The sequence below is a fragment of the Streptomyces longispororuber genome, from assembly GCF_014656095.1.
GTDB lineage: Bacteria > Actinomycetota > Actinomycetes > Streptomycetales > Streptomycetaceae > Streptomyces > Streptomyces longispororuber.
In genome coordinates, this window is the sequence record NZ_BNBT01000034.1 from 36,174 (window position 1) to 57,245 (window position 21,072).

Annotated in this window: 22 protein-coding genes; 13 read left to right on the top strand and 9 right to left on the bottom strand. The window is 72.5% G+C overall.

From position 1 onward, the window contains the following. The first annotated feature begins 299 nt into the window (after positions 1-299). Both IE330_RS13860 and IE330_RS13865 read left to right on the top strand, forming a co-directional pair. Positions 300-2,159: a bifunctional metallophosphatase/5'-nucleotidase gene (locus tag IE330_RS13860; protein WP_190136270.1), complete on the top strand. Its 1,860-nt coding sequence runs from the start codon at positions 300-302 to the stop codon at positions 2,157-2,159. A 74-nt stretch (positions 2,160-2,233) separates the two neighbouring features. After that, on the top strand, positions 2,234-3,574 hold the full coding sequence (locus tag IE330_RS13865; RefSeq protein WP_229925628.1) for an LmeA family phospholipid-binding protein: 1,341 nt from the start codon (positions 2,234-2,236) through the stop codon (positions 3,572-3,574). Here IE330_RS13865 and abc-f read toward each other — a convergent pair. From abc-f to IE330_RS13895, 6 genes are all read right to left on the bottom strand, one after another. Further along, positions 3,550-5,202: a ribosomal protection-like ABC-F family protein gene (gene abc-f, locus IE330_RS13870; RefSeq protein WP_190136271.1), complete on the bottom strand. Its 1,653-nt coding sequence runs from the start codon at positions 5,200-5,202 to the stop codon at positions 3,550-3,552. The two genes, IE330_RS13865 and abc-f, sit on opposite strands and share 25 nt — an antisense overlap. A gap of 147 nt (positions 5,203-5,349) precedes the next feature. After that, positions 5,350-6,783 carry a sensor histidine kinase gene (locus tag IE330_RS13875; RefSeq protein ID WP_190136272.1) on the bottom strand — a complete coding sequence of 478 codons (1,434 nt, stop codon included), beginning with the start codon at positions 6,781-6,783 and terminating at the stop codon, positions 5,350-5,352. Beyond that, positions 6,780-7,520, bottom strand: coding sequence for a response regulator transcription factor (locus IE330_RS13880; protein ID WP_190136273.1), 741 nt, complete (start codon positions 7,518-7,520; stop codon positions 6,780-6,782). The genes IE330_RS13875 and IE330_RS13880 overlap by 4 nt, the downstream gene beginning before the upstream one ends. 220 nt (positions 7,521-7,740) lie before the next feature. Next, positions 7,741-8,808: a S1C family serine protease gene (locus IE330_RS13885; protein WP_190136274.1), complete on the bottom strand. Its 1,068-nt coding sequence runs from the start codon at positions 8,806-8,808 to the stop codon at positions 7,741-7,743. A 103-nt stretch (positions 8,809-8,911) separates the two neighbouring features. Next, positions 8,912-9,328: a hypothetical protein gene (locus IE330_RS13890; RefSeq protein ID WP_190136275.1), complete on the bottom strand. Its 417-nt coding sequence runs from the start codon at positions 9,326-9,328 to the stop codon at positions 8,912-8,914. Positions 9,329-9,405: 77 nt separating this feature from the next. Then, positions 9,406-9,729, bottom strand: coding sequence for a hypothetical protein (locus tag IE330_RS13895; protein WP_190136276.1), 324 nt, complete (start codon positions 9,727-9,729; stop codon positions 9,406-9,408). A gap of 493 nt (positions 9,730-10,222) precedes the next feature. On the opposite strand from IE330_RS13895, the gene IE330_RS13900 reads away from it, so the two are divergent. Next, positions 10,223-10,477 (top strand): ribbon-helix-helix domain-containing protein, encoded by a 255-nt coding sequence (locus tag IE330_RS13900; RefSeq protein ID WP_190136277.1) that lies wholly within the window; start codon positions 10,223-10,225, stop codon positions 10,475-10,477. A gap of 188 nt (positions 10,478-10,665) precedes the next feature. Here IE330_RS13900 and IE330_RS13905 read toward each other — a convergent pair whose 3' ends face one another. Both IE330_RS13905 and IE330_RS13910 read right to left on the bottom strand, forming a co-directional pair. After that, positions 10,666-11,691 (bottom strand): LacI family DNA-binding transcriptional regulator, encoded by a 1,026-nt coding sequence (locus IE330_RS13905; RefSeq protein ID WP_190136278.1) that lies wholly within the window; start codon positions 11,689-11,691, stop codon positions 10,666-10,668. 80 nt (positions 11,692-11,771) lie between these two features. Next, positions 11,772-12,578, bottom strand: a complete 807-nt coding sequence (locus tag IE330_RS13910; protein WP_190136279.1) for a response regulator transcription factor — start codon at positions 12,576-12,578, stop codon at positions 11,772-11,774. A gap of 295 nt (positions 12,579-12,873) precedes the next feature. Between IE330_RS13910 and IE330_RS13915 the strand changes: the two genes are divergently transcribed. The 7 genes from IE330_RS13915 to IE330_RS13940 all read left to right on the top strand — a co-directional run bounded on the left by IE330_RS13915 (position 12,874) and on the right by IE330_RS13940 (position 18,160). Further along, complete coding sequence (locus tag IE330_RS13915) at positions 12,874-13,719, top strand: alpha/beta hydrolase (protein ID WP_190136280.1); 846 nt, start codon at positions 12,874-12,876, stop codon at positions 13,717-13,719. 19 nt (positions 13,720-13,738) lie between these two features. Then, positions 13,739-13,993 (top strand): MoaD/ThiS family protein, encoded by a 255-nt coding sequence (locus IE330_RS13920; protein WP_190136281.1) that lies wholly within the window; start codon positions 13,739-13,741, stop codon positions 13,991-13,993. Continuing rightward, positions 13,990-15,471 (top strand): hypothetical protein, encoded by a 1,482-nt coding sequence (locus IE330_RS13925; RefSeq protein ID WP_190136282.1) that lies wholly within the window; start codon positions 13,990-13,992, stop codon positions 15,469-15,471. Before IE330_RS13920 ends, IE330_RS13925 begins: the two co-directional genes overlap by 4 nt. Positions 15,472-15,617: 146 nt before the next feature. After that, a complete protein-coding gene (locus IE330_RS13930; protein ID WP_190136283.1) occupies positions 15,618-16,370 on the top strand; it encodes an LmeA family phospholipid-binding protein in 753 nt (250 codons plus the stop codon). Between the two features lie 375 nt (positions 16,371-16,745). Next, positions 16,746-16,826 (top strand): putative leader peptide, encoded by an 81-nt coding sequence (locus IE330_RS40035; protein WP_352321565.1) that lies wholly within the window; start codon positions 16,746-16,748, stop codon positions 16,824-16,826. Positions 16,827-16,983: 157 nt separating this feature from the next. Continuing rightward, a complete protein-coding gene (locus tag IE330_RS13935) occupies positions 16,984-17,829 on the top strand; it encodes a sulfurtransferase (protein ID WP_190136284.1) in 846 nt (281 codons plus the stop codon). A gap of 43 nt (positions 17,830-17,872) precedes the next feature. Then, entirely contained in the window at positions 17,873-18,160 is a 288-nt protein-coding gene (locus IE330_RS13940) for a DUF1416 domain-containing protein (RefSeq protein WP_190136285.1), read from the top strand. Positions 18,161-18,411: 251 nt separating this feature from the next. On the opposite strand, the gene IE330_RS13945 is transcribed toward IE330_RS13940, so the two are convergent. Beyond that, positions 18,412-18,657, bottom strand: coding sequence for a DUF3099 domain-containing protein (locus IE330_RS13945; protein ID WP_190136286.1), 246 nt, complete (start codon positions 18,655-18,657; stop codon positions 18,412-18,414). 247 nt (positions 18,658-18,904) lie between these two features. Between IE330_RS13945 and IE330_RS13950 the strand changes: the two genes are divergently transcribed. Genes IE330_RS13950 through ygfZ form a run of 3 tightly spaced genes read left to right on the top strand, consistent with a single transcriptional unit; the run spans position 18,905 to position 21,049 of the window. Continuing rightward, positions 18,905-19,492: a heme-binding beta-barrel domain-containing protein gene (locus tag IE330_RS13950; RefSeq protein WP_190136287.1), complete on the top strand. Its 588-nt coding sequence runs from the start codon at positions 18,905-18,907 to the stop codon at positions 19,490-19,492. Between the two features lie 17 nt (positions 19,493-19,509). Continuing rightward, positions 19,510-20,049: a Fur family transcriptional regulator gene (locus IE330_RS13955; protein ID WP_229925629.1), complete on the top strand. Its 540-nt coding sequence runs from the start codon at positions 19,510-19,512 to the stop codon at positions 20,047-20,049. Between the two features lie 34 nt (positions 20,050-20,083). Next, on the top strand, positions 20,084-21,049 hold the full coding sequence (gene ygfZ, locus IE330_RS13960) for a CAF17-like 4Fe-4S cluster assembly/insertion protein YgfZ (RefSeq protein ID WP_190136288.1): 966 nt from the start codon (positions 20,084-20,086) through the stop codon (positions 21,047-21,049). Positions 21,050-21,072 lie beyond the last annotated feature (23 nt).

The window sequence follows — 21,072 nt, forward strand, 5'->3', positions numbered from 1 at the left end:
GTGCGGGAGGTGCGGCGCACCATACGGACGGCAGTCAGGGGGGTCAGCCCGTCCGGCGTTTGAGGACGAGCGCGCAGCGCGATGAGGTGCGGGAGGAGCGGCGCACCATACGGACGGCAGTCAGGGTGGTCCAGCCCGTCCGGCGTTTGAGGACGAGCGCGCAGCGCGACGACTCCGCCCAAGGCCCAGGGGCCAGTGGAAGGCAACCAGGTCGTAACCCCCCGGCCCCTGTTGCGCTACGCGCGTTGACCTTAGGCTTCGGCACGGCCCCAGTCGTCCACACCACCCCAGGGGATTTCGTGTCAGCCACCTCCCAGCCACGCAGGCCCCGGCGCAGAGCCGCCCGTGTCCTCGCCGTCACGGCGGGCCTCGCCACCGTCGGCGCGCTCGCCGCCGCGCTGCCCGCCACCGCGGGCCAGGAGCAGGGACAGCCGCAGGGACAGGACCGGATGGCGGCCGTGGGCCACCACGGCAGCAAGCGCACGGTCGACGTGCAGCTCCTGTCCTTCAACGACTTCCACGGCAACCTCCAGGCGCCCGCGGGCTCCTCGGGCCAGGTCGTCGAGAAGCAGCCGGACGGCACGGAGAAGAAGATCGACGCGGGCGGCGCCGAGTACCTGGCGACGTCCCTGCGCACCGCCCGCAAGGGCCACCCGTACTCCGTCACCGCGGCGGCCGGCGACCTCATAGGCGGGAGCCCGCTGCTGTCCGGGCTCTTCCACGACGAGCCGACCGTCGAGGCCCTGAACAAGATGGACCTCGACGTCTCCAGCGTCGGCAACCACGAGTTCGACGAGGGCGCGAAGGAACTGGCCCGCATCCAGAACGGCGGCTGCCACCCCAAGGACGGCTGCTACGAGAAGGACGAGCAGGGCAAGCCCAAGAAGTTCGAGGGCGCCGACTTCCCCTACCTCGCGGCGAACGTGACGAAGGAGAAGACCGGCAAGCCCCTCCTCAAGCCCTACTGGGTGTGGAAGCACAAGGGCGTGAAGATCGGCTTCATCGGCCTGACCCTGGAGGGCACCCCGGACATCGTCTCGGCGGAGGGCATCAAGGGCCTGAAGTTCCACGACGAGGTCGAGACGATCAACAAGTACGCCAAGGTCCTCGACAAGCAGGGCGTGAAGTCGATCGTCACCCTCGTCCACGAGGGCGGCTCCCCGGCGAGCCAGGCGTACAACTACGACTGCGACTCGCCGGGCGCGGGTGACGGCATCTCCGGACCGATCACCGCGATCGCCAAGGCCGCCTCGCCCAAGGTCGACGCGTTCGTCACCGGCCACACGCACCAGGCGTACGTCTGCACCATCCCGGACCCGGCGGGCAAGCCGCGCATGGTCACGTCGGCGTCGTCGTACGGGAAGCTCTACACCGACACCACGCTGACGTACGACCGCAGGACCAAGGACATCGTGCGCACCAGCGTGAAGTCCGCCAACCACGTCGTCAGCCGGACGCAGCCCAAGGCCGCCGACATGACGCGCCTGATCGACCGCTGGAACGAGCTGGCCGCGCCGATCGCCGACAAGCCGGTCGGCTACATCTCCGGCGACATCCCCGGCCGCGGCGCCGCGACGCCCGAGTCCCCGCTCGGCGACCTCATCGCCGACGCGCAGCTCGCGCACGCCAAGTCCCTCGACCCCGAGGCCGACCTGGCCCTGATGAACCCCGGCGGCATCCGCTCCGACCTCGTGCACAAGGCGAGCGGCGGTGAGGGCGACGGCGTCGTGACGTACGGCGAGGCGTTCACCGTGCAGCCCTTCAGCAACACCGTGAACCTCGTCGACCTCAGCGGCGCGCAGCTCCTGACCGCGCTGCGCCAGCAGGTCAGCGGCCCGAACGAGGCCTCCCCGAAGATCCTCCAGGTCTCCGAGGGCCTCACGTACACGCTGGACCTGACCAAGTCCGGCGCGGACCGCGTCGTCACGGACTCGGTGAAGCTCAACGGCAAGCCGCTGGAGGCGAACGCCACCTACCGCGTCGCGATGAACTCCTTCCTCGCGGGCGGCGGCGACGGCTTCACCGAACTCGGCAAGGGCACGAAGCCGCTGGTCGGTGCCGACGACCTGAAGGCCCTCAACGACTACTTCGCCGCGAACTCCTCGGCGGGCAAGCCGATCGCGCCGCCCAAGGCGGACCGCATCACCGTGGTGAAGTAGCACGTTGGCGGCTGTGAAGTAACTCTCCGCAAAGAGGCTTGGGGTGGGGTGTGCGCGTGTGGTGAGATCGACCGATGCGTTCCCCCCACCGCATAGCCCCACCCGATCCTTCCGCTCCCCCGCACTCCCCACCCCCCACCGCACGGCCCAACCCGTACGACGAACTGGCCGAGCTGGCGCGGCACCCGCTGGACGACTTCCTCGAGGACGCCGAGGACGCCACGGACACCCACAGCCGCGAGATGCGCGAGGACGGTGCGCGTAACCGGGCGGACCGGCCCGGCCCGATCGCCGGAACCCACCCGAGCAACCGGACCGACCGGCACGACGAGGACGAAAAGCCCTGGTCGCCCCCCAACCACCGGCGTGGCAGCAGGCGTCGGCGGAACCGGTTCGCCGGGCTCCCGCTCGCCGCGAAGCTCCTGGTCGCGCTCGCCGTCGGCGCGGCCTTCCTCGTCCTCGCCGACCGCTGGGCCCTCCTCTACGCCGAGCACGAGGCCGCCGACCGGCTCAAGGGCCAGCTCGGCCTGAGCGCGGCGCCCGAGGTCGACATCGAGGGCTTCCCCTTCCTCACGCAGGTCCTCGACCAGCGCCTCGACGAGGTGCGGGTCACCGTCCCGGACGTGGCGGCCGACCGCGTCTCACTCGCGAAGGTCTCCGCGACCGCGAAGGACGTCACCCTCAAGGGCGCGGGCCCCACCTCCCTCACGGGCGCCGTCATCGAGCGCATGCGCGGCGAGGTGCTGCTGTCCTTCGACGACCTGAACCGCGAACTCGGCGCCTCCCAGGTCACCTTCACCGGCCACGGCCGTGACCAGGTGCTCGCGCGCGGCACGCTGCCCGTCGCCGGGCACGACCTGAAGGTGCGGGCCGACGCGCACATCGAGCGCATCGGCGAGCGCGGCGTCGCCACCGACATCGACCGGATGCGGCTCGACATCGGCGACCTCGCCACCTACCGGCCCGGCGCGAAGCCCTCCGAGGGCCTGCACCTCAGCCGCGCGTCCGCCGCGCGGGTGGCCCGCGAGTCGGACCGGGCGAAGGCGCTCCTCGCGGTGCCTGCGGTCGCGCGGCGGCTCGGCGTGCCGGACTCCGCCGTCCGCGAGGCGCTGCGCGGCGACGCCGAGCTGAACGACCTGACCGGCTCGCCCCGGTTCGTGGACGACGTGATGCGGCTGAACCTCCTGGACGTGGCGAGGGAACACCCCGACCTCCTCCGCCGCCTGGGCCTCGACCCCGCCCTCCTCAAGGGCCTCGAAGGCCTCACCCGCCCCGTCCTCACCGACCGCCTCTCCCTGGCCTTCCAACTCCCCCCGCTCCCGGGCGAGGGAGCACTGCGCCTGCGCGACGTCACCGTGCACGGGACCGGCATCCGGGTGGGCGTCGAGGGCTACGGCATCGGCCTGGGCGACTGAGACGCGCGGCCGAGGGCCAGGACCGGGCCCGGGAAGGCCGCCCGGAGCCTGCGGTCGTGACTCACCACGACCAGCGTGCCCGCGTACGAGGCGAGCGCCACCTCCAGGTCCTCCACCAGGGCGGGGGACAGGTGGTTCGTCGGCTCGTCCAGGAGCAGCAGGTCGTACGGCTCGGTGACCAGCCGGGCCAGCTCCAGGCGCCGGCGCTGCCCCGTGGACAGGTCCCGTACGGGGCGTACGAGGTCCCGTTCGTGGAAGAGGCCGAGCGCGAGCAGTTCCTCGGCCCGGTCGGCGCCGAACGCGGTGAGCAGGGAGCGGGACCCGTCGGCGGCGGGTGCCTCGCCCTGGCGCAGCAGTCCCACGCGCGCGGGCCGGCGGACGGTCGCGCCCGGCCCGGGCTCCAGTTCGCCCGCGAGCACGCGCAGGAGGGTGGTCTTGCCGGTGCCGTTGGGGCCCGTCACCAGGAGCCGTCCGCCGGCGGGGACGCGCAGGGCGTCGAGCGTGAGCCGCCCCGGCACGTGGACGTCCGCGAGCTCGACCGCGCGGTCGGCCGTGCCCGCGATGCCCGCCGTGAACCGCAGGGGCTCCGGCGGCCGGGGCGCCGGGGTCCCGTGCAGCCGCTGGAGCCGTTCGCGCGCGCTGCGGACGCGGCTCGTCGCGCCGTGCGCCCGTGAGCGGGCCCGGAAGGCGCCCGCGCCGCTGAAGCCCCGGGGCAGCTTGCGCGGGATCGCGGCGAGCCGTCCGGCCTGGGACTCGGCGAGCCGGGACTGCCGGGCCACCTCGGCGCACCACTCCTCGTACTGACGCTCCTGCCGGGCCCGTTCGGCGGCCTTGGCGGTCAGATAGCCCGCGTAGCCGCCGCCGTGACGCCGTACGGAGCGGGTCTCCTGGTCGACCTCCAGGACGGTGTCCGTGACCCGGTCCAGGAACGCCCGGTCGTGGGTGACGGCGACGAGGGTGCCCCGGTGGGCGCGCAGCCGCTCCTCCAGCCAGGCCACGGCCTCGTCGTCCAGGTCGTTGGTGGGCTCGTCGAGCAGCAGCAGCTCCGGCGCGGCGGCCAGGGTCGCAGCGAGGGCGAGGCGGGAGCGCTGCCCGCCGGACAGGGTGCCGAGCCGCCGTGACCGGTCGAGCCCGGCGGGTCCGCCGAGGTGGCGCAGGACGACGTCGACACGCCGGTCGGCGTCGTACCCGCCGCGCACCTCGTACTCCTCGACGAGGGCGGCGTACTCCTCGTGCACGGCGGGGTCGTGGTCGCGCAGGCGCGCGGCCGTGGCCGTGATGCGGCGCTCCAGGGAGCGCAGTTCGGCCAGGGCCAGGTCGACGGCGTCCCCGACGCGGGCCGTGTCGGGCAGGCCGGACGTCTGCGCCAGATGGCCGGTGCCGCCCGGGGCGACCACGGTCACGGAGCCGCTGTCGGGCCGCTCGGCCCCGGCGATCAGCCGCAGCAGGGTGGACTTGCCGGAGCCGTTGTCCCCGATGACACCCGCCTTCTCGCCCGGCCGGACGGTCAGGGTGACGCGGTCGAGGACGACGTGGTGCGCATACCGCTTCGTGACGTCGGTGAGGGTGAGCTGAGAGGTGCAGGTGCGGTCGGCGCGGGCGGGGGTGGCTGCCGGGACTCGGAACAAGTGGGTGCTTCTTTCGCAGGCGACAGGGACGGATCACGACAGAAGACGATACGACTCGTCTCGCTCGATGTCCGCCACCATACAGCTCAACCGCGCGTCAGGCAAGACGCTGCGTCTCGTTTCTTTCGTGCCCGGTCACGCCTCGGCTCAGGGAGCTGCCGGTGGTGGTGTCGGGGCTCCCGGGAGGCGGATCGTTGCCACTGTTCCGGGGCCGGCCGCCGGGCCCAGGCTGACCTCGCCGCCCGCCTGGCGCACCGTGCGGGCCACGATCGACAGGCCGAGGCCGGAGCCGGGGAGGCTGCGGGCCGAGGGGGAGCGCCAGAAGCGGTCGAAGACGTGGGGCAGTTCGTCCGCGGGGATGCCGGGGCCGTGGTCCCGTACCGTCAGGACGCCGTCCCGCAGGGCGACCTCGACGGCCGAGCCCGGAGGGCCGAACTTCACCGCGTTGTCGAGGACGTTGACGATGGCCCGCTCCAGCGCGGGCGGCTCCGCCCGTACGTACCAGGGCGAGAGGTCCGCCGTGAACGTCAGGTCCGGGCCGCGCAGCCGGGCCCGCTCAAGGGCCGCGTCCACGATCTCGTGCAGGGCGACGACCTGCACCTTCGCCCCCGGCGCCGCGTCCGGCCGGGACAGCTCCTGCAGATCGCCGATGAGCGCCGCCAGCTCGGTCATCTGCGCCTTCACGGAGGTGAGCAGCGCCTTGCGGTCGTCGGGCGGGATCGCCCGCCCCGTCTCGTCGCTCCGCGCGAGGAGCTCGACGTTCGTCCGCAGCGAGGTGAGGGGCGTCCGCAGCTCGTGCCCCGCGTCCGCGATGAGCTGCTGCTGGAGGTCACGCGATGACGCGAGCGCCGAGGTCATCGCGTTGAAGGAGCGGGAGAGCCGGGCGATCTCGTCGTCGCCTGCGCCGTCCGTGGACAGGCGCAGGCTCAGGTCCTCGGTACGGGCCACGTGCTCGACCGCGGCGGTGAGCTCGTCCACGGGCCGCAGCCCCGCCCGGGCCACCCACAGCCCGGCGGCCCCGGCACCGACGACCCCGGCCCCGGCGACGAGCGAGAGCACCAGGACCAGGTTGCTGAGGGTGTCCTGCACCTCGTCGAGGGGGCGGGCCACGGAGACGGCGTACGGCGTCCCGGTCAGGGGATAGGTGTACACGCGGTACTTGTCGCCGTCGGACGTGGTGGCGTCGTGGAAGGCCTCGTCCCGGTCGCGCAGCGCGACCTCGGTGTCCGCCCGCTTGATCTGGAGGCTGAGGTCCAGCTTGCCCAGGACGACGCAGCCGTTGCCCTTCTGGTCCACCACCTGGATGATCTGCCGGTACAGGTCGGGCCGGTCGGTCTGCTCGACGGACGCGCGCCCGCACTGCCCGGTGTCCGCGTCGATCATGCCGCGTACGGTCCTGTCGAACTGGGCGGACCTGCGCTCGCTCAGCGCGTCGTCCAGCGAGCTGACGAGCACGTTGCGGACCACGAACCAGCACGCCACCGCCGCCGCGGCGACGGCGAACGCGACCGCCGCCGTCACGAGCAGCGCGAGGCGTGAGCGCAGCGGCAGCGCGCGGAACCGGTTCGCCAGGCGCTTCACTCGCGACCGCCGGTCCCGGGGCCGTCCGCGCGCAGCACGTACCCGACGCCCCGCACCGTGTGCACCAGGCGCGGCTCGCCGCCCGCCTCGGTCTTGCGGCGCAGGTACATGACGTACACGTCGAGGGAGTTGGACGACGGCTCGAAGTCGAAGCCCCACACCGCCTTGAGGATCTGCTCGCGGGTGAGCACCTGGCGCGGGTGCGCCAGGAACATCTCCAGGAGCGTGAACTCGGTACGGGTCAGCTCCACCGTGCGCGCGCCGCGCGTGACCTCGCGGGTGGAGAGGTCCATCCGCAGGTCGCCGAAGGTCAGCACGTCGCTCTCCGCGGTCTGCCCGGCGGCCGCCGCGTACGAGCTGCGGCGCAGCAGCGCGCGGATGCGGGCGAACAACTCGTCCAGCTCGAAGGGCTTGACCAGGTAGTCGTCCGCGCCCGCGTCCAGGCCGGTGACGCGGTCGCCGACCGTGTCGCGGGCGGTCAGCATCAGGATGGGCGTCGTCGACCCGGTGGCGCGGAGCCTGCGGGCCGCGGTCAGGCCGTCCATGCGGGGCATCTGGATGTCCAGGACGACGAGGTCGGGCCGGTACGCGGCCGCCTTCTCCAGGGCGTCCGCGCCGTCCACGGCGACCTCGGTGCCGTAGCCCTCGAAGGCGAGGCTGCGCTGGAGCGCCTCGCGTACGGCGGGCTCGTCGTCCACGATCAGGATCCGCTGCGGGTCGCCTTCGGCGGGGCTCATGGGTGTGTCTTCCTCGGGTACGGGGTGGTGGGTGCCGCTATCAGCGTCGCACGGGCCCACGCGGGGCGCCCCGGGCCCGCCCCTTTCCCGAAACCAGGGGCTGCCGCCGGATAGCCCGTCCGGCGATTGAGGACGAGCGCGTCAGCGCGATTGCGGGGGTCCAGGGGGCGGAGCCCCATGGTTTCGGGAAAGGGGCGGGACTGGGGCGCCCCCGCGAGGCCTAGTCCGTCGCGCCGGCCCTGAGCTTCGCCAGGTCGGCCTTCACCGTGTTCACGGGGATCGCGAACCCGAGCCCCACGCTGCCGGAGTCCCCGGACCCCCCGGCCCCGCCCCCGGAACTGGGCGCGTACATCGCCGAGTTGATGCCGATCACCTCCCCGTTCATGTCGATGAGCGCGCCCCCGGAGTTCCCGGGGTTGAGCGAGGCGTCGGTCTGCAGCGCCTTGTACGTCGTCTTGGAGGACCCGGTGTCACCGTTGAACTCCTGCCCCCCGAACTCGAACGGCCAGCCCCCGCCCCCGCCGGGCCCCTGCCGCTCCTGCCCCTTGCCGGGGTCCGCGGACACGGTGACGTCCCGGTCGAGCGCGGAGATGATGCCGCTGGTCACGGTCCCGGTCAGGCCCTCGGGCGAGCCGATCGCGACGACCTCGTCGCCGACCTTCACGTCGTCGGAGTCGCCGAGGCTCGCCGCCTTGAGGCCCGACGCGCCCTTCAGCTTGATCAGCGCCAGGTCCTTCTTGCTGTCCGTGCCCACGGTCTCGGCCTGGTACGTCTTGCCGTCGCTGGTGCGTACGGAGATGGAGGTGGCTCCGGAGATGACGTGGTTGTTGGTGACGATCTCGCCGTCGGAGGTGACGATCACGCCGGAGCCGGTGGACTCGCCGGAGCCGGTGGTGGCGCTGATCTCGACGATGCTCGGCGACACGGCGGCGGCGACCCCGGCGACGGTGCCCTTGCTGCCCGTGGAGACGCTGGTGCCGTTGACGTTCTTGGCCGCCGTGCCGCCGTCGTGACCGGTGAGGGTCTGTACGGCGTAGGCGGTGCCGCCCCCGACGGCGGCCGCGGCGACGGCGGCCGCGGCGAGCAGCACGGCGGGCCCCTTCAGACGCCGCCGCGGCGTGGCGACGGGCGGCCCGGCGGGCCGCCCGGCGTGCGCCCCCGCCGGCGGCCCCCAAGGCTCCGGCTCATGGGCGGGCGGGGGCGGGTACGCGCCCTGCGTACCGCCGTCGTGCCCGGGGAGGGACTGCTGCTGGTGGTACTCGCCGCTGTGGCGGAAGCTCTCGGTCATGCATCCGAGCCTCACAACCGCAGATGAGAGCCCGCTGAGTACGCCCTGAGAAGCCCGGCAGAACCCTGTTTGCCCGAGATAAGGACCTGGGGGCGGGGCGGTCTCACAGGTCCCGGTTGCGTTCGTCGCTCGCGAAGAAGAAGCCGAAGGCGGCGCTGGCCAGGGCCACCACCGGGGTGAAGACCAGGCTCAGCTCGCGGTAGTTGTCGGCCTTGAAGTGCGTCCAGTGGCCGAAGACCAGGGCGAGGCTCGGCACCACGGCGAGGACGCAGACGAGCCAGAAGAGGCCGACCGCCAGCATGCGGCGGGTCTCGTTCATGTGCCGCTGCTTGCTGATCTTGAGCCAGTTCTCGGTGTCGAGGCCGGCGGGCGAGGGCAGCTCGTACTCGGTCAGGGAGGCCTCGGGCTGGACGGCGGCACCGCCGCCCGACTGGACGCCGTCGCGCAGGAAGCCGAGGTCGAGCCCGTCCCGCGAGGGGGGCTCGTCCTCGCTCAGGGCGTCACCGGACTCCGTCGTCACCGCACTCTCCTGTTCACCCGCGGGCCGGTCACGCCGCCCGCGGGTCGCTCACGTTCACTTCGGGTCGCTCACGCGCACTACGGGTCGGTCATGCACGGGCAGTCCTCCCCGCCCACGACGCAGGGCGCCACCGGCAGCGGAGGGCCGATCCGGCAGACCTCCCGGTCCGGCCCGGGCGGTTCGTCCTCGCGCAGCAGCACTTCACCGCTCAGGCCGGGGTCTTCGTCGAGCGCGTCGATGAACTCCGTGAAATCCTGCGGGAGTTCGGGCACCGTGTCGAGCTGCCGCTCGTTGTGCCACTCACGGTAGGGCGTGAGGTGGCCCACCCGTGTGCAGCAGATCTGCACGGTCACGCGACGGTCCTTGCCGTGCGCCCCCCGCGCGGGTGTCGGCTCATCCATGGGTAGATCAGGACCCCCAGGCGTCATGTGAGCGAGGTTACCACACCACATGTGATCAGTATCAACATTGCGAGCACACTGGATGTGGATGAGATGCACATCGGATGCGTATCCCTGCTCCATCGCATGCAGATTTGCTTGACATGACGTGCGCGCGGGGGCAACATGTTGTGCACGCGTTTCCGACGTAGATGGTTGGGAGGAGCTGGCGATGGGCCGTTCGACGGACTCTTTACCGAGCTCATGAGATCCCGTCCACGCGCCGGCGGAAGCGCCGGTGCCGTCACACATCGATGTGGGTTCTTGGCGCGCGGGGCGAAGCGCGCCGGCGCGAGCTGATGAAGGTCGCGCCCATCGCGGCACCGGGACCGACTCGTACATACGCGCACACTCGGGGAGCATTCAGGGGAGGCCCTGATCATCGCTGCCCCGGCCTGCGTGTGTCCGTGGCTCTCGCGACATCTGCCAACTGAGGGACTTTAGGGGTACTGGCATGGCTGCTGAAAACACGACGGAATCACCCGCCACCGCGGCGGACACCCACATCACCCGCCTCAGTGTGAATATCAACGCCGAGACGGCGGCGAAGCTCCGCTGGTACAAGGAGCAGAAGGGCATCTCCATCACCGAGACGATCCGCCGCGCCGTGGCCCTGCTCGACCTCGTGGAACGCGAGACGGCCGGGGGCAACGAGGTCCTGCTCAAGTCCCGTGACGGCAAGTCGGTCCGCCAGCTCTGGCTGGTCTGATCCGCCCGCCGGGTCGCGCTGGAGAGCCCGCCAGGGCACGAGGGGCATCCAGCGGGGCACGAGGGGCACACGCCAGGGCTTGATGCAGACCGGACAAGGCCCGAGGGGCCAGCGCAGGCTTCAGGCGCGCCCGCGACAGGCGCGGCCGGGCACCGGGGACCGCCCGGGGACCGGGGGCTGCGGCGTCGTCAGCCGCCGCACCCGCACGACCGGCGTACGACCAGCCGGGAGGGGAACACCTTCAACCGCTCGCGCCGCGACCCGGCCACCCGCAAGCCGTCGTCCAGGACCAGGTCCACGGCCGCGCGGGCCATCGCGGGCCGGTCGGAGGCGACCGTGGTGAGGGGCGGATCGGTGAGCGCCGCCTCCTTCACGTCGTCGAAGCCGGCGACGGCCAGCTCGCCCGGCACGTCGATGCGCAGCTCGCGGGCGGCACGCAGGACACCGATGGCCTGGTCGTCGGTGGAGCAGAAGATCGCGGTGGGGCGGTCCGGTCCACCCAGGAAACCCAGGGCCACCTGATAGGCGTCGTAGCGGTTGTACGGCGCCTCGAAGAGCCGGCCCTCGGTGGACCGGCCCGCCTCGCGCATCGCCCGCCGCCAGCCCTCGACGTGGTCGGAGACCGGGTCGCCGACCGTGGGCGTCTCCGCCGTGCCGCCGACGCAGGCGACGTACGCGTGGCCGTGCTCCAGCAGATGGCGGGTGGCGAGCTGGGCACCGCCCACGTCGTCCGTGACGACGGCGACGTCGTCGATCGCCTCCGGCCGCTCGTGCAGCAGCACCACCCGCGCGTCCCACGCGTCGATCTCCGCGGCGGCCTGATCGGTCAGGCCGTGGCTGACGAGGATCAGACCGGAGACCCGCATGCCGAGGAAGGCGCGCAGATAGTGCGTCTCGCGCTCCTCGACGTAGTCGGAGTTCCCGACGAGCACCATCTTCCCGCGCTCGGACGCCGCCTGTTCGACGGCGTGCGTCATCTCGGCGAAGAACGGCTGCCGCGCGTCCGGCACGATCATGCCTATGAGGTCCGTACGCCGGGACGCCATGGCCTGGGCGACCCGGTCCGGGCGGTAGCCCAGCTCCTTGATCGCGGCGAGGACACGCTCGCGCGTGGCCGGGGCGACCGGCCGGGGTCCGTTGTTGATGACGTAGCTCACGACCGCGGTCGAAGTACCCGCCAGTCGCGCCACATCGTCCCGCGTCACCTTGGCCACGCGCGCAGTCTACGCGGATGGAGTGGCCCCTGAGCAGGCCCTGCGGCGGCTCACCCGGGCGTCCGGGCGGCCGCGGCCGGCTACCGCCGTGACGAAGCGGACGAAGGGGGCGCCGCCGCGCCGGCGGCCTCCTCACCGGCCGCCCGGTCCGCGTCGGCGGGCTCGTCGGCCGTCGCGGACGTGGGGGCCTGAGGGGACTTGGGCGCCTTGTCGGTCTTCTCCGGCACGACGAAGCGGTAGCCCACGTTGCGCACGGTGCCGATGAGCGACTCGTGCTCGACGCCGAGCTTGGCGCGCAGCCGCCGTACGTGCACGTCGACCGTGCGCGTGCCGCCGAAGTAGTCGTAGCCCCAGACCTCCTGGAGGAGCTGCGCCCGCGTGAAGACCCGGCCCGGGTGCTGCGCCAGGTACTTGAGCAGCTCGAACTCCTTGAAGGTCAGGTCCAGGACCCGGCCCTTCAGCTTCGCGCTGTACGTCGCCTCGTCCACGGAGAGGTCGCCGTTGCGGATCTCCATCGGGGAGTCGTCGGTGGTGATCTGCTGGCGGCCCATGGCGAGGCGCAGCCGTGCCTCGACCTCGGCCGGGCCCGCGGTGTCGAGCAGGACGTCGTCGATGCCCCAGTCCGCGGTGACGGCGGCAAGACCGCCCTCGGTCACGACGAGGAGCAGCGGACACCCCGGCCCGGTGGAGCGCAGGAGCTGGCACAGGCTGCGCACCTGCGGCAGGTCGCGCCGCCCGTCGACGAGGACGACGTCGGCACCGGGGGTGTCGACGAGGGCGGGGCCCTCGGCCGGGGCCACCCGCACGTTGTGCAGGAGCAGGCCGAGGGCGGGCAGCACCTCCGCCGACGGCTGGAGGGCGTTGGTCAGGAGCAGCAGGGAACTCATCGCCCACCACCTGCCTGGGGGGCCGGCCGGTGCGTCCGGTCGCCGTGCACGTTTCGCTCGCCCATTACGTCGGTTCCTCCTCGGGTCCCGTGCGAGGACGTGGGGGCACTGCTTCGTACGGTGCCGCGCCTCCCGCGCCCGGGGAGGCGTTCCGCTCGCCGCTTCCTCCGAGGCTACGTCGGCGGGCCCGCTGTGGCGCGGACCGCGGCGGCAGCCTCGGAAGGGCGACCTCAGAAAGCACGAAAGGACCCGGGGGCTGCGTTGCCCGGATCCTCCGCGCAGCAGAATAGCCCACATGAGTTCCGGTCCGGCAGGTCAAGCGGCGCGATCTTCTGTGCCCCCGATCACGCGCGCCCAGCGGAGCACACCGCTGCGCACGACGCTCCGCACGGCGGACGGCGTCGCCCTCGACGCCGCCTACGACCCGGGCCCCGGCCCGGTCGGCGGGCCCGCGATCGTGGTCGCGCACGGCTTCACCGGGGACAGGACGCGGCCCCACGTACGGCGGGTGGCCGGGGTGTTCGCGCAGCGTGCGGCCGTGATCACCTTCTCGTTCCGGGGCCACGGCGCGTCCGGCGGGCGGTCCACGGTCGGCGACCGCGAGGTGCTCGACCTGGCGGCGGCGGTCGCCTGGGCGCGCTCGCTCGGGCACGCGCGCGTGGTGACCGTCGGCTTCTCCATGGGCGGCTCCGTGGTGCTGCGCCACGCGGCGTTGCACAGGGGGCGCACGGAAGCGCGGGTTGACGCGGTCGTCTCGGTCAGCGCCCCGGCGCGCTGGTTCTACCGGGGGACGGCCCCCATGCGGCGGCTGCACTGGCTGATCCAGCGCCCGGTGGGCCGGGTCGTGGGCCGCGTCGGGCTGCGGACCCGTATCCACCCGTACGACTGGGACCCGGTGCCGCTGTCGCCGACGGAGGCCGTGCCGCTCATCGCCCCGACCCCCCTCCTGATCGTGCACGGCGACCGGGACCCGTACTTCCCCCTCGACCACCCCCGGATGCTGGCCGCCGCCTCCGCCGGCGCGGCGGAGCTGTGGCTGGAGCCGGGCATGGGCCACGCCGAGCACGCGGCGGGCGACCCGCTCCTGGAGCGGATCGCCGCCTGGGCCACGGCATCATGGACGTCGGCAACCGCCGAGTGACGAGCGAGAGGAGGGGCGGATGGTCACCGGGACGATCCGGTACTGGGCCGCCGCCAAGGCGGCCGCGGGTGTCGCCGAGGAGCCGTACGCCGAGGCCACGCTGGCCGAGGCGCTGAGCGCGGCCCGCGCGCGCCACCCCGGGGAACTGGAGCGCGTCCTGCTCCGCTGCTCGTTCCTCGTCGACGGCGACCCCGTGGGTACCCGTGCCCATGAGACGGTACGGCTTGCCGAGGGCGGCACGGTCGAGGTGCTCCCGCCGTTCGCAGGAGGATGACGTTGAGCGACCAGCCGCACCAGGGGTACGACCCGTACCAGGCGCAGCAGGGGCACCAGGGGCAGCAGGGATACGACCCCTACGACCCTTACCAGCAGCAGGCCTATCAACAGGGCCAGTACCAGCAGCCCCCGCACCAGCAGCCCCAGCACCAGCAGGGTCAGTACCAGCAGCAGTCCCAGCAGGGGCAGCAGTCTCAGCAGGGGCAGTACCAGCAGCACCAGCAGGGCCAGTACCAGCAGGCTCAGCAGCCTTCGTACCACCAGGCCCAGCAGCAGGTGCACCAGCAGCAGCCCCAGCAGCAGGCCGCTCACCAGCAGCAGGCCGCTCACCAGCAACAGGCGCAGCAGCAGGTGCACCAGCAGCAGCACCAGCACTGGGGATACCAGGACTCCTACGCCGGGCAGCAGGACCACCTCGACCACACCCAGCAGTGGCAGGGGCAGACCTGGGACACGCAGATCCAGCCGCCGCCCCGGCCCGCGGCGGACATGACCGAGACCGCGTATCTGCCGTCGCAGTCCGCTGCCCAGTGGGCATCCGCCCCCGGGGCCTCGCACGCCCAGCCCTCGTACACCGGACCGGGCGCCCAGGCCGGGCCCGCGCGTCCCCCCGAGCTCGCGCCGGAGCCCAGGCCGGAACCGGAGCCCGAGCCCGGGTCCGAGCCGGAGCCCACCGCCGGGCCCGCCTACGGCCCCGCCACCACCACCGGCAACGCGCGGATCACCGACGCCCAGCGGGCCAGGGCCGAAGGGCGGTCGCCGATCATAGAGCCGGGGATGCAGCCCGCGCTGCTCACGGCGGCGCTCGGGCTGCTGCTCGCAGGCGGCGCGGCGGTGGGGCAGTACGCGCTGCTCGTACCGCTGGTGCTGCTCCAGGCCGTGACCGCCGCCGGGTGGTTCCGGCTCAACGGCATGTGGCCCGCCCGGCAGGGCATCGCGCTCGCGTTCCTCGGCGGACTCGTCGCCGACGCCGCCCTGCTCGCCACCGGCGAGGGCAACGCCCCGGCCGCCATCCTCGGCACCCTCGGCGTCTGGGTGCTCCTCGTCCTCGTGCTGCAGCTCCGCAGCCACGCCGGTGCCGACGAGCGCATGTACGGGCTGATGGCGACCGTGGCCTCCAGCGCCCTGACGATCATCGCGGCCGGGCACCTCGCCGCCGTCCACGAGGCGGCGACCGTCGGCGGCATCGCGGTGGCGGCGGCCGTGTCGGCCCGCGCGCTGCCGCTGCCGACGCCCGCGTCCGTCGTGGTGGCGCTGCTCGCGGCGGCCGGCGCCGGCATCGCGGTCGGCGGCCCCACCGACTTCGGCTCCAAGGGCGCGCTGCTCGGTCTCGCGGCCGGCGTCTGCGCGCTCGTGGGACACCGCGTGGCCAGCTACGACTACCCGTCGCGGTTCGTGCACTTCACGGCCGGGGTGGCGCTGCCGCTGGCGGCCGCCGCGCCCGCCGTGTACCTGCTGGGACGGGCCTTCGGCTGACCCGCTCGTACCCCTTCGTCCTCCTCCTTCACGTACGAGGCGATCGTCACAGCTCCTCGACAGGTCCCCGGCCGGGCGCTCCGGCCGGGGACCTGTCCTTTAGGCTCGCGGCATCTGACTCTGAGGCGGGGGAACGGGACACAGGCATGAGCAAGCGCGCGATACGCATCCTCCTGATCGTCGTCGTGGTCCTCGGCGGTCTCTTCGTGGCCGCCGACCGGTTCGCGGTCTCCTTCGCGGAGAACGAGGCGGCGGAGAAGCTGAAGTCCCAGGAGGGCCTCAGCAGCACGCCGGACGTGTCGATCAAGGGCTTCCCGTTCCTGACCCAGGTGATCGGCGGCAAGCTCGACGACGTCGAGATCAGCATCAAGGACTACGACGCCAAGTCCGACGGCGACACCATCCGCGTCGCCGACCTCGACGCCACCATGCACGGCGTCGACTTCTCCAGCGACTTCAGCTCCGCCACCGCCGACCGCGCCGCGGGCGTCGCGCGGATCTCCTACGACGAGCTGCTCAAGGCCGCCGAGTCCGAGCCGGTCGAGCTGCCGCTGGGCGCCACGGGCAAGGTCGTCGGCCTCTCCGACGGCGGCGACGGCAAGATCAAGGTCGCGGTCGAGGTCAGCAAGGGCAGCACGAAGCTGCCCAAGCCCGTCCACGTACTGAGCAGCGTCAGCGTGGAGGGCGACACCATCCGCGTGCACGCCGACAAGGTTCCGGACAAGCTGGAGGTGCTCGGCCTCAGCATCCGGCTGCCCGAGGGCCTGGTGCGCGACGTCACCGACTTCGAGGAGAAGGTCACCGACCTGCCGGGCGGCGTCAAGCTCGACACCGTGCAGGCGGCGCCGGACGGCGTGGACGTGGCCGTCAAGGGCGAGAACGTCGACCTGGTGTCCTGACGCACGGCCCGGTGCGCTCCGTCTCCCCCTGACGCACCCCGACGCACCCTGACGCCTCCGCGCCTCCACGTCCCCGGGCGTCCACTGGCGTCCCCTGGTATCCCCCTGGTGTCTCTTGGCGTCTCTGACCTGGGGGCTTCGTCCCGCCGCCCCCTTCCTCGCCACCGGCACCGGGCGCCGCCCGGTCGCTGTCCGCAGTACGAGACACGGGCGTCCGTCCCTCAGATGGGGACGGGCGCCCGTCCGCGTCGGAGCGGGCCTACGGGCCCGCGGCTCCGGCCGGAATGCGGTGGGCCGCCCGCATGGCGGACGAAAATGTCTCACCATGCGACACGCCGGTGACACGGCCGTCCCCGCGTCCCTACGATCGGACCCATGCACCGACAGGCGGATCTCACGAAGCGGCGGGCAGTGGACCTGTGCCGCGTCGCCGCCATGCTCTGTCGCACTCTCTGAGCGGGACTCCCCAGCTCCCGCGTCCCCGGGCCCACCGACCGCCTTCAGGGTCGACAGGGCCACTCCGTGCCAGCCGTACGCCGTGCCTCCCCGCACGCTCCCGTACCCGCACGCACCCCCGTACATCCCCGCCGCACCTGCCCCGGAGGAGAACCGCATGAGCCGCAGCGACGTCCTGGTCGACGCCGACTGGGTCGAGGCCCACCTCGACGACCCGAAGGTCGTCCTCGTCGAGGTCGACGAGGACACCTCGGCGTACGACAAGAACCACATCCGGAACGCGGTCCGGATCGACTGGACCAAGGACCTCCAGGACCCGGTCCGCCGCGACTTCATCGACCAGGAGGGCTTCGAGAAGCTCCTGTCCGCCAAGGGCATCGCGAACGACTCCACCGTCGTCCTCTACGGCGGCAACAACAACTGGTTCGCCGCCTACGCCTTCTGGTACTTCAAGCTCTACGGCCACCAGGACGTGAAGCTCCTCGACGGCGGCCGCAAGAAGTGGGAGCTGGACTCCCGCGACCTGGTCGACGGCTCCCAGGTCCCGAACCGTCCGGCCACCGAGTACAAGGCCAAGCCGCAGGACACCTCCATCCGCGCCTTCCGCGACGACGTCGTCGCCGCCATCGGCAGCCAGAACCTCGTCGACGTCCGCTCGCCCGACGAGTTCTCCGGCAAGCTGCTGGCCCCGGCCCACCTGCCGCAGGAGCAGTCGCAGCGCCCCGGCCACGTGCCGAGCGCCCGCAACATCCCCTGGTCGAAGAACGCCAACGACGACGGCACCTTCAAGTCGGACGACGAGCTCAAGGCGCTGTACGCCGACGAGAACGTCGACCTGGCCAAGGACACCATCGCGTACTGCCGCATCGGTGAGCGCTCGGCCCTGACCTGGTTCGTCCTGCACGAGCTGCTCGGTGTCGAGAACGTGAAGAACTACGACGGCTCCTGGACCGAGTACGGCTCCCTCGTCGGCGTGCCGATCGAGCTCGGCGCCGCCAAGTAGTCCGACCGCCCCCTTCCCTCTCACCCCACCTCTAGGAGTACCCATGTGCGGAGCCAAGGCCGGCGGCCCGGACGCCTCGACGGCCAAGCCCGGTGAGACCACCATCCAGGGTCAGGTGACCCGCGACGGCGAGCCGGTGACCGGCTACGTCCGCCTGCTGGACTCGACCGGCGAGTTCACCGCCGAGGTCCCGACCTCGGCGACCGGTCAGTTCCGCTTCTACGCGGCCGAGGGCACGTGGACGGTGCGTGCCCTCGTGCCGGGGGGCAGTGCCGACCGGACCGTGGTCGCCCAGCGGGGCGGGCTCGCGGAGGTGGCCATCGCCGTCTGATCCTTCCTGGCCTGGGGGCCGCACCGGGGTTGGACGCCGGGGTGCGGCCCCCTCGGCGTGCCCGGGGCCCCGGGGCCCGGCCCCGTATCGCCGCTGCGCGGCTCGTCCTCAATCGCCGGACGGGCTTGATCTTCCCGCCGCTGTCCGGCGGTGAGGGCGAGTCCGGCCGGGTGGGGGATTCAGCCCGTCCGGCGATTGAGGACGAGCGCGCCGGCGCGATCGAGGGCGGGCGGGGGAAAGCACCCGGCGGGCTAGCGGTCCAGTTCGTTCCACCACTCGTCGGACTTCGGGTCGCCCGAGGGCGCGTCCCACCAGCGGTCGTCGGGGCCGCGGCGGTTCGCCACCACGGCCGCCAGGGGCGGGATCACCATCGCCACCACGCACATGCCGACCGCGACCGGCACCGACCAGAGCCGCACGACGCCCCAGGCCAGGACGAACAGGGCCAGGCAGGTGCCCATCATGGCGAAGTACACATGACGCCGTCGCGCGTACATGCGTCCAGCGTACGGCGGACCTCACAGAGAAGGGTCCGCGCGGCCCCACTACAGTGGACTACGGCTCTGTTACCGCCCACCACACAGCTCACCGAGGAGCACCCCGTGCTTGAGGCCTTCTTCTCCGCCCTCCTTGTCCTGGTCTGCGTCGGCGTTCTCGCCTTCGCGGGTCTGACCGTGAAGAAGCTGTACCAGGGCCAGCGCTGACCCCCACCGGGACCCCCACGAAAGACGCCTGAGCAATCCCATGATCCAGATCCCGTCCGACCTGAACCCCGACCTCGTCCCCCTCGCCTGGCTCCTGGGCACCTGGGAGGGCGCGGGCGTGACCGACTTCCCCGGCTCCCCGAAGGCGAACTTCGGCCAGGAGGTCACCTTCACCCACGACGGGCGGGACTTCCTCGAGTACCACTCGCGCACGTGGGTGCTCGACGCCGAGGGCAACAAGACCGCGCCCCTGGAGTCCGAGTCCGGCTTCTGGCGCGTGTCCGCCGAGGGCGACAAGGGCCCCCGCAAGATCGAGGTCGTCATGGTCCGCCAGGACGGCGTCGTCGAGGTCTGGTACGGCGAGCTGGCCGACCAGAAGCCCCAGATCGACCTCGCCACCGACGCGGTCGCCCGCACCGCCGCCTCCGGCCCGTACAGCGGCGGCAAGCGCCTGTACGGCTACGTCAAGGGCGACCTGATGTGGGTCGGCGAGAAGCAGACGCCCGAGGTGCCGCTGCGCCCGTACATGTCGGCGCAGCTCAAGAAGGTCGTATCGCCCGAAGAGGTCGCCGAGATGGCGCGCAACCTCGGCGACCTTCCCGACGACGGCATCGCCTTCTTCAAGTAGTCCTTAGACTCGGGGGTGTGGTGAGCACCGACCCGGACGCGAAGACCGACTGGAAGAGCGACCTGCGCCAACGCGGCTACCGCCTGACGCCGCAGCGCCAGCTCGTGCTCGAAGCCGTCGACGCCCTGGAGCACGCGACCCCCGACGACATCCTCTGCGAGGTCCGCAGGACCGCGTCGGGGATCAACATCTCCACCGTCTACCGCACGCTGGAGCTCCTGGAGGAGCTCGGGCTCGTCTCGCACGCCCACCTCGGGCACGGCGCCCCCACGTACCACCTCGCGGACCGGCACCACCACATCCACCTGGTGTGCCGGGACTGCACGGGCGTCATCGAGGCCGATCTGTCGGTCGCGGCGGACTTCACGGAGAAGCTGCGCGGCATGTTCGGCTTCGACACGGACATGAAGCACTTCGCGATCTTCGGCAGGTGCGAGAAGTGCGCGTCCGGCCAGGGACCGGACGCCGCGGACGACGACGAGGGCTCCGCCGACCGGGACGGGCAGGACCCGGGCGCGGAGCCCGGTGACGGGGCCGGGGGAGCGGGACAGAAATAAACGCGGGCGCTCACGGGTCGTAGTCTTTGTGAACATGAAGAGCCCCTTGCTGTCCCTGCCCGGCGCCGTCCCCGCCGAGGGCGTGGACGAAGGCGTCGCCGCCCACTACGGCGACCTGTTCCGCGAGCAGCGCGCCCTCGCCGACGGCACCGGATGCGTCGACCTCTCGCACCGCGGCGTCGTCACCGTCACCGGCGCCGACCGGCTGAGCTGGCTGCACCTGCTGCTCACCCAGCACGTCAGCGAGCTGCCCGCCGGCCAGGCCACCGAGGCGCTGATCCTCTCCGCGAACGGCCACATCGAGCACGCCCTGTACCTCGTCGACGACGGCGAGACGATGTGGGCGCACGTCGAGCCCGGGACGCAGGACGCGCTCATCGCGTACCTGGAGAGCATGAAGTTCTTCTACCGCGTGGAAGTCGCCGACCGCACCGAGGAGTTCGCGGTCGTCCACCTGCCCGCCGGATCCATCGCCGAGGTCCCCGACGGCGTCGTCGTCCGGGAGACGCCGCACGGCCGCGACCTGTTCCTGCCGCGCGCCGAGCTGCCCGCCTTCGCCGCGTCGCACGGGCCCGTCGCCGGGCTGCTCGCCTACGAGGCCCTGCGGGTGGAGCACCACCGGCCGCGCCTCTCCTTCGAGACCGACCACCGCACCATCCCGCACGAGCTGGGCTGGATCGGCACCGCCGTACACCTCCAGAAGGGCTGCTACCGCGGCCAGGAGACCGTGGCCCGCGTGCAGAACCTGGGCAAGCCCCCGCGGCGCCTTGTCTTCCTGCACCTGGACGGCAGCGAGGTGCACCTGCCGGCGCACGGCACGCCGCTGCACCTGGCCGCGGACGGCCCCGAGGGGCGGAAGCTGGGCTTCATCACGACCTCGGTACGCCATCACGAGCTGGGGCCGATCGCGCTCGCCCTGGTGAAGCGGAACGTACCCGTGGACGCGGAGCTGCTGGCGGGCACGACGGCCGCCGCCCAGGAGACCGTGGTCGAGCCGTAGGAGCACCCGCCCCCGTCCGCCCT